Genomic DNA, 6000 nt, shown 5'->3' on the forward strand with positions numbered 1-6000 from the left:
GGCGACAGATTGAGCGACAATTGACACTCTAGCCCCTAGAGAGGAGGTGGCAATTATATGATTTCTCGGCTCAACTCAAAAATTCGCTCCCTGTTATCAAACACCAACGTCGGCACAACAGCATTAAACTTTGGCGGACAGGTAGTTCTCACCAGCGTTGTAATTACAGGCTTGGTAGTAGGAGCAAGAGCGCTGGGAATGCTCCAGGGACAGGAGCTTGGTGCTTTTGACCAGCTAATTCGTCTGCGTCCTGATGAAGGGCCAGATAAGCGCGTGTTGCTGGTGGAAATCACCGAGGGAGACATCCAAGCGGAAAAGGGATGGCCTTTGTCTGATGCGACAATTGCTAGAGTTTTGCAGAAACTAGACGAGTATGAACCGCGAGCCATCGGTATAGATATTATTCGGGATGTTCCCGTCAAAGAGGGAAATGCAGACTTATTGAAGGTGTTGAAGGGAAGCGATCGCATTATAACTATCTGCCAACTGAGTGATGGTAAACAAGCAGGATTTCCGCCGCCACCTAGCATCCCGCCAGAGCAAGTTGGATTTGCTGATTTCGTCAAAGAGCCTGATGGATGGGTGCGCCGCAGTCTCTTAGTTGCAAGTCCCCCAGCCCCGAAAGTTCCCCTAGAGAATGCTCACCTATGCAGCGATCCCGAAGAGCAACTGACATCTTTGGATATGTCCCTAGCACTAATTTACCTGCAAGCTGAGGGAATTGAAGCGGAACCTACACCCGATGGAAACCTGAAAATCGGCTCAACCATATTCAAAAGCCCCGACAAAAATGCTGGCGGATATCGGAACGCCGATATGGAAGGTGTGCAGATGCTAATTAATTATCGCTCTGCAAATGAGCCAGCCAACAAAGTAACGCTCACAGATGTACTCAAGGGTAAAGTCGATCCGGCTTTAGTAAAAGATAAAGTTGTGCTGGTTGGCTACACAGCAACCAGCGTAAATGACGACTTTAACACGCCTTACAGTGCTGGTCAGGAAGGCACCCAGAAAATGCCCGGAGTGACAATTCACGCTCAAGTTGTCAGTCAAATCCTTAGCGCAGTGCTGGATAAACGACCCCTATTTTGGTACTGGAATGAGTGGGGCGAACTTTTCTGGATTTGGGGTTGGTCGCTGGCTGGAGGGATTCTAGCATGGCGCATTCGCCGTCCTTGGCTGCTTGGTATTGCTGGAGGCGTAGCAATAGTCGTTTTGTATGGAACTTGCTACGTTTTATTTCTCCAAGCTGGGTGGATACCGCTAATACCGCCAGCATTGGCACTGGTGGCGACAGCTGGCGGTGTTTTGATCGTAGAAAGAGGCTACGCCAAGGCAATCTATAAAAGTGTCAAGGGTTTCTTGAAAATCGATATTGAGATTGATGAAGAAAAGAAAGAGCGCCAGGTAGCTGAAATTACAGAAACTGACTATTTTGTGGAGTTGCAGGAAAAGGCAAAAAATTTCAGAAGTCGAGGCGGCACCTCATCTAAGGCAAAAGCTCAGCCTCCATCCGAAGCCATTGAAACAACTGAAAAAAACGACGATTACTTGCAGCAGTTGCAGCAACAGGGGAAAAATTTGCGCCCTCGGCACACCGATGTCGAGATTGAATCAAATCCACTGACATCAGAAGCAACAGTTTCACCCCAAGTTGTAATAATTGATGAAACCAACGACTACTTGCAGCAGTTGCAGCAAAAGGCGGAAAATCGGCACAGGGATGTCCAAATTGAATCAAATACACAGTCATCAGAAGTGACAGTTTCCGCCTCTGTACCTGTAATAACTGAAGAAACCGACGACTACTTGCAGCAGTTGCAGCAAAAGGTGAAAAGTCGGAAACATCGGCACAGGGATGTCGAAATTGAATCAAATACACACACCTCAGAAGCCGCAGTTTCACCCCAAGTTGTAATAACTGAAGAAATTGATTATTTTGAGCAGTTGCAGCAAAAGGCGAAGCTGAAGAATTGGGATGCAGACGGGCGTGAAGCGGCAATCGAGATCGAAGAAGATACCCAGGTAAGCCAAAACGCCCAAACTGCTGAAGAAGACTACTTCCAGCAGTTGCAGCAACGAGTGCAACTGAAGAATTTGGACGCTAACGGACAAACTGAAGGCGTAGCTGAGATCGAAGAGGATTCACAGGTAAGCCAAGACGCCCAAACCGCTGAAGAAGACTACTTCCAGCAGTTGCAGCAACGAGTGCGACTGAAGAATTTGGACGCTAACGGACAAACTGAAGGCGTAGCTGAGATCGAAGAAGATTCACAGGTAAGCCAAGAAGTTAACTCATCTGAAGAAGACTACTTCGAGCAGTTGCAGCAAAGGGCGAACAAGCGACCGAAGACGGAGGATGAATCTAAGTGATGGGCATAGGAGCGATCGCTTTCAACATTAATTGGCTTAAAGTCAAGGGAGGAACACTATGACTAAGGAAACGACATCTGGCGGACAAGAGACAGATATTGGTCTGAGTATGGTCGATGTGATGAGTTTACCCGACCAAGAGCAGAAACTCGTCAATTGGATCATGCGTCACAAAAGCGTATCCTTAGCGGAAGTGGTGGCTCATACTGGCGCGGGTGAAGATATTGCCCGCGCACAGCTAGACACCCTGATAGCACAAGGATTTGTGCAAGAAGTGGAACAGGGAAGCGATCGCTACTACCGACCTCGCCTTGCCTCTAAACGGCGTAGCAAGTTGTCTACAGATATCTGGCAAAGTTTAGAAGAGAAGGCACCAGGGGAAGAGTGATGAGTTAGGAGTTTGTAGAGACGCGATGATCAATCGCGTCTTGAGTTATGAGTTAATTGAGGTAAATCATGTCAAAAATCGTGTCCATCCACTCATTTCGGGGTGGCACCGGAAAATCGAACTCGACTGCTAACCTGGCTGCGATAGTTGCTCGCTTTGGGCATCGCGTTGGCATTGTTGATACGGATATCCAATCCCCTGGAATTCATGTGCTTTTCGGTTTCGATGAGGATAAGATAAAACACTCTCTCAATGACTATCTGTGGGGGCGCTGTTTAATTGAAGAAGCTGCTTATGATGTCACCTCGGTTTTGAAAAAAACGGGTAATAAAAACAGCAGCATTTACCTGATTCCTTCCAGCATTAAAGCTGGAGATATTACCAGAGTGCTGCGCGAGGGATTCGATTTTGGACTGCTCAATGATGGGTTTCAAGAAGTAATCGACGCTCTAGATTTAGACTACTTATTCATTGATACCCATCCAGGGCTTAATGAAGAAACTCTACTTTCTATCACTATTTCTGATATTTTGGTTTTGATTTTGCGTCCAGATCGCCAAGATTTTCAGGGTACTGCCGTGACAGTCGAAGTTGCCCGAAAGTTGCAGGTTCCTAAGATGTTGCTTATGGTGAATAAGGCTCTACCTATTTTGGATTTTGATGCTTTAAAGCAACAGGTCGAGAAGACATATAAGGCACCGGTAGCAGGTATTTTGCCGCTTTCGGAAGAGATGATCCAAATGGCAAGTAGCGATTTGTTCTGCTTGCGTTTTCCAGATCATCCGTTAAGCAAGGTGATGGAAAATGTTGCCAAAATGATTATCGCTTGATGGCTAATAGCTAATTCCAATTAGCTATTATTACTTGCCTGTAACTAACTGCCAAAGGGTTTGAGGAAGTTGGGTCACTTGTTGCCAAAGGTCTTGAGGCCCAATGCCAAAGAATAGTTGCAAAATAAGAACAATTGCCGCAACAAGAATGGCAGTGCTAATACTTGCCTTCACAACTTTAACCAGTAGGGTAAAGATTAGCCAGGAAACTATAATTGCGGCGATGAAAATGATTAAGTCTACTGGCATAGCGAATCAAAAGTATTTATTGCTGAAGAGGAAATTTTTGGAGGAGATCGCACCAAATCGAGATCAAACTGTTTGGCGTTCGGCTACTGATTGTTGCAAATCTTTAATTTTATCGAGTGCATCTTGATATAACCTTTGATTGTCTTGTTGTTTGCCGAGGTCGGCGGCTTTCTGAAAATCTGCGATCGCGTCCTGTGGGTTTCCTAATTGAGCTTTGGCAGTCGCCCGGTTATAGTATGCTAGGGCATCATTGGGATTAATTTGTAGCACCTGGTTATAATCAGCGATCGCTCCCTGTTTATCTCCAAGGGCGGCGCGAATATTTCCCCGGTTGCCATAAGCTTCGGCAAACTCAGGATTAAGACGAATTGCTTGGTCGAAGTCTGCGATCGCTTCTTGATAGTTTCTCGCTCTGATGCGAGAGATTCCTCGGTTGTAGTAGGCTGTATCATCCTTGGGATTCACACGAATCGCTTGGTTATAATCTGCGATCGCTCCTTGTATATCTCCCATGTCATCGCGGGCATTGCCTCGATTTACATAAGCTCCGGCAAAGTTGGGATTGAGACGAATTGCCCGATCGTAATCTTGTATTGCTCCCTGGTAGTCTCCGTTGTGGTACTTTTCTAATCCTTGTTTGTTGAAGTCCTCAGCGCTTCTTTCTTGCGTGAGCGTTTGCGGTGGTTGAGCATAGACCGAAGGAGACAGTCCACCGATGGAGGTAATGATTCCCAAGATAGCGATCGCTCTATGAATGTGATTCATAATTTTTGCTGGCAGAAATAAAAGTATCAACTTATATATACAAGATGTTAGAGAATTTTTCCGCAGGTTTTACCTTTTCTAATACTTTACTTCATGCGAAAACTTCCTATATTGCCTGTTGATGATGAATGCGATCGCATTACGGCTGCTCTTGAATCGTGGCACTCTATATTTTTTGTTTTAGAAATCTCTCTTGCTTATGGCTCTTAGTAAATCGCTATCTACCAATTTAAAGCGTGAAGTTATGATTGCTCAGGTTCAGACCTAATACTGTTGATAAATTCCTGAAATTCTGACAAGGACGCAATAGTTATCCCTTGCCGAAGCAGACTCTTCAGCACAGACAAATCATTAAGCTCATTAATCACCTCAACCATAGATTGAGGAACCACTTCAAAACGAGTTTCTAAAACTTCGATAACAGCCTCTCGCGCATTTTCCAGTCGCCCTTGGAGTTCCCCCCTTGCCATTGCTCTCCGCTCAATACTGGTAATATATGGCATTTGCTGCTCCTCCTGATAACGGCTTATTTCTTCGTCAAACCTATCTTCTAAGTCCTCTGGTAATCGCATCACCCAGTCAATGAAGCGAAATAACTCTAGTATATCTTGGCGTTCATAGCCGCGTTCATACAACCCTCTGACCAGCCTCAATTTCCACTGTAACCGGCTAAATTTATCGCGGCGCGTTGCTTTCGCTTTCAAATGCGCCATGACTACTACAGAAAATGGGTTGCTACTCTGCTCTAGTTCGCTCCATTGTGCGTCATAATCTAATAGTTTCACTATCGGGAACTCTAGGCTTGCTCGACAACCAAAGAGGGTATACCTGTAACTATTGGGTCGCCAATTATGTTCGTCATCTGCCAATACTGCAAGACTTGCTACTTGTCTCTCATACCTGTCAAAAATGCGGTAGTTGTATGTGTACATACGCTTGGCAAAGCTTGACTGAGATTTGCTTTGGACTTCGATATGAACTAATACCCAAGCTTCCTCGCCGTTTTGCAGCCATACTTTTATCAGTTTATCGACTCGCCGCATTCCAATCTCAGCATCCTGCACAATTTACTGTAGTTCGTTGTCAAGAGATTCATAATTTCTTAACCAGTTAATCTCAGCATGAGCTTGTGGAAAAAAGAAGGCCACGAAGTCTTGAAAATAGGTTTCGATAACTTCTTTCCAAGGACTATCGTATTCATCGGGTTGATTGTTGGCCATGCGATCGCGTCCACAGCTATAGTCTATTTATTCTAGCGATCGCTGCGGTTTTGGCTATATCAATCAGGAGTTACGCAGTTGAACTGAAGATGCGGTAGAAGGAAGGAATGAATTGTTAGCTTCCATCGTTTCCAGTGCCTCTATGTGAACGTTGAACTGAAGATGCGGTAGAAGG

The 6000-nt window shown here is 45.3% G+C and carries 7 protein-coding genes; 3 read left to right on the top strand and 4 right to left on the bottom strand.

The annotated features are described in order from the left end of the window. Positions 1 to 57 precede the first annotated feature (57 nt). From H6F66_RS11545 to H6F66_RS11555, 3 genes are all read left to right on the top strand, one after another. Positions 58 to 2373, top strand: a complete 2316-nt coding sequence (locus H6F66_RS11545; RefSeq protein ID WP_190421287.1) for a CHASE2 domain-containing protein — start codon at positions 58 to 60, stop codon at positions 2371 to 2373. Positions 2374 to 2431: 58 nt separating this feature from the next. Next, positions 2432 to 2761, top strand: coding sequence for an ArsR family transcriptional regulator (locus tag H6F66_RS11550; RefSeq protein ID WP_190421289.1), 330 nt, complete (start codon positions 2432 to 2434; stop codon positions 2759 to 2761). Between the two features lie 68 nt (positions 2762 to 2829). Next, a complete protein-coding gene (locus H6F66_RS11555; RefSeq protein WP_190421291.1) occupies positions 2830 to 3591 on the top strand; it encodes a MinD/ParA family protein in 762 nt (253 codons plus the stop codon). Between the two features lie 30 nt (positions 3592 to 3621). Here H6F66_RS11555 and H6F66_RS11560 read toward each other — a convergent pair whose 3' ends face one another. From H6F66_RS11560 to H6F66_RS28350, 4 genes are all read right to left on the bottom strand, one after another. Beyond that, complete coding sequence (locus tag H6F66_RS11560) at positions 3622 to 3840, bottom strand: hypothetical protein (protein ID WP_190421293.1); 219 nt, start codon at positions 3838 to 3840, stop codon at positions 3622 to 3624. Positions 3841 to 3903: 63 nt separating this feature from the next. Continuing rightward, entirely contained in the window at positions 3904 to 4605 is a 702-nt protein-coding gene (locus H6F66_RS11565; RefSeq protein WP_190421296.1) for a tetratricopeptide repeat protein, read from the bottom strand. A gap of 242 nt (positions 4606 to 4847) precedes the next feature. Then, positions 4848 to 5669 carry an Rpn family recombination-promoting nuclease/putative transposase gene (locus H6F66_RS11570; RefSeq protein ID WP_347269364.1) on the bottom strand — a complete coding sequence of 274 codons (822 nt, stop codon included), beginning with the start codon at positions 5667 to 5669 and terminating at the stop codon, positions 4848 to 4850. A 3-nt stretch (positions 5670 to 5672) separates the two neighbouring features. Beyond that, positions 5673 to 5825: a hypothetical protein gene (locus H6F66_RS28350; RefSeq protein WP_242019035.1), complete on the bottom strand. Its 153-nt coding sequence runs from the start codon at positions 5823 to 5825 to the stop codon at positions 5673 to 5675. Positions 5826 to 6000 lie beyond the last annotated feature (175 nt).

It is taken from the genome of Trichocoleus sp. FACHB-6 (genome assembly GCF_014695815.1).
GTDB lineage: Bacteria > Cyanobacteriota > Cyanobacteriia > Cyanobacteriales > FACHB-T130 > Funiculus > Funiculus sociatus.